The following is a 1,951-nucleotide window of genomic DNA, read 5'->3' as shown; positions in this document are numbered from 1 at the left end:
GTTAAAGGAGCGGTCAAGTCCCCGGGCATCTTTACTGCACAGGCAGGTGATCGGGTGATTGATTTGATTTCGGCTGCGGGCAGTTTTACGGAAAAGGCGGACACGGATAAAGTGAATTTTGCCCAAATCATCGAAGATCAAATGGTCATTTATGTTCCGGAAATAGGTGAAGAAGACAAAGGGGACTTTGAGAATATACAAGTCGGGACGTCTGGTGATGCCATCACTAAGGGTACGTCAGGAGGGCTGGTGAACTTGAATACTGCTACACAGGAAGATTTGCAAACCTTGACGGGAATTGGACCATCCAAAGCGAATGCGATCCTGGAATACAGGGAGACGATAGGGAAATTCAAGGAGGTCGATGAATTGAAGCAGGTTACGGGAATCGGCGATAAAACGTTTGAAAGGTTACGGGATTCCATTTCGGTGAAATGAATGCTACACAAATGGACAGGAAGAGGGTAAAATTGAAGAAAATCATTCTAGGGGTAAGGGGATACAACATGAACAGAATTAGTTGGGATCAATATTTCATGGCACAAAGCCATTTATTAGCTTTAAGAAGCACATGTACACGCCTCACTGTAGGGGCGACCATCGTCAGGGACAATCGAATCATTGCCGGGGGATATAATGGGTCCATTGCGGGAGGGACGCATTGTATTGATGACGGCTGTTATGTAATTGATAACCATTGTGTCAGAACGATACATGCAGAAATGAATGCACTTTTACAATGTGCGAAATTTGGGGTGCCGACTGATCAGGCGGAAATATATGTGACGCATTTTCCGTGTCTTCAGTGCTGTAAATCACTCATCCAAGCTGGCATAAAGGCCGTTTATTATGCCGAGGATTACAAAAATCATCCATATGCCCTCGAATTATTCAGACAGGCGGGTGTCAAGACCGAGAAGGTTGAAGCGAAAGGGGCCATCGATGTGAATGGAAAACAAAAAAAGGACTTTGTATTCTCATTGCTAGCTCAACTTGAACAAAACGGTCTGGGAAAAGAAGATTTATTGGAACTGGAAAAGCAGGCCAATCAGATATTCGAAAATTAAATAGGACGGGGGCAGGCATGGCCAGACATCTTATCTTACTGGCCGTTTCAGCTACATTTGGTGTTACGGCCCATTCTCTTTTAAATGTAAGGCTGCTGATCATTATCCTAATTTTTCTCTGTTTCCTTTATTTTTCGGTGGGCTTAAGTGTGAAGGCCCTTAGTTTTCATTTGGTGATCATGGGGATATTTTTAGGGGCCGCCTCCTTCTCCGATCACCGAAACAAAACTGCCTATCATGGAACGGAAAGCCAATTTATCATCACATTTACCGACCAACCGAATATAGATGGAAATTCATTAAAAGGATTCATTGGCAGTGAGAAAGGCGAACGGCTATTGCTTCGTTATAAAATCACGACCGAATTGGAACAGGAAAAGCTTAGTCAGTTTCTGCGAATCGGTTTATCTTGTCCGGCTGAAGGGACATTGCAAATTCCCGAGAAAAACAGGAATGAAAACAGTTTCGATTACCAGCGTTATCTTTTCCGCCACGGCACCCATTGGATATTCAAAGCGGATTCCATTTCATTTCAAGAATGCAAAGAAGGTGGAAACTCGATTCTGCTTTCGATTCGTAATTTGCGCCTGAAGGGGATTGCATATATTAGAGAACACTTTCCTGAAGAGTCGAGCGGTTTTGTCACAGCGCTCATATTCGGTGACCAGAGATATATAGATGAAGGGGACCTTACTAATTATCAGCGGTTGGGGTTGGTTCATTTACTGGCGATTTCCGGCCTTCATGTCAGTTTTTTAACGGGGGTGTTATTTTACATCGGCATCAGGGTTGGGATTACACGGGAAAGAATGATGATGGCCATCTTACTCTTCCTTCCGGTTTACATGTTACTTTCAGGTGCCAGTCCATCAGTGGTGCGATCC

At 44.0% G+C, this 1,951-nt stretch carries 3 protein-coding genes; all 3 read left to right on the top strand.

Going from position 1 to position 1,951, the window contains the following annotated elements; all coding sequences use genetic code 11:
- Window positions 1-438 (top strand): helix-hairpin-helix domain-containing protein (locus AC1DVB_RS26890; protein WP_477591875.1); only part of this gene is annotated, 438 nt, incomplete at its 5' end.
- Window positions 439-506: 68 nt separating this feature from the next.
- Window positions 507-1,067, top strand: a complete 561-nt coding sequence (locus AC1DVB_RS26885) for a ComE operon protein 2 (RefSeq protein WP_098865770.1) — start codon at window positions 507-509, stop codon at window positions 1,065-1,067.
- A gap of 17 nt (window positions 1,068-1,084) precedes the next feature.
- A partial coding sequence (locus AC1DVB_RS26880) for a ComEC/Rec2 family competence protein (RefSeq protein ID WP_477591873.1) occupies window positions 1,085-1,951 on the top strand: 867 nt, incomplete at its 3' end.

Source organism: Peribacillus sp. P4_D6, from assembly GCF_056401795.1.
Note: the sequence above shows the minus strand (reverse complement) of the source record. Positions and strands in the feature narration are given on the sequence as shown.

Coding starts and splice junctions, on each gene's coding strand:
- AC1DVB_RS26885 (WP_098865770.1), top strand. CDS start 507: ATGAACAGAATTAGTTGGGATCAATATTTCATGGCACAAAGCCATTTA.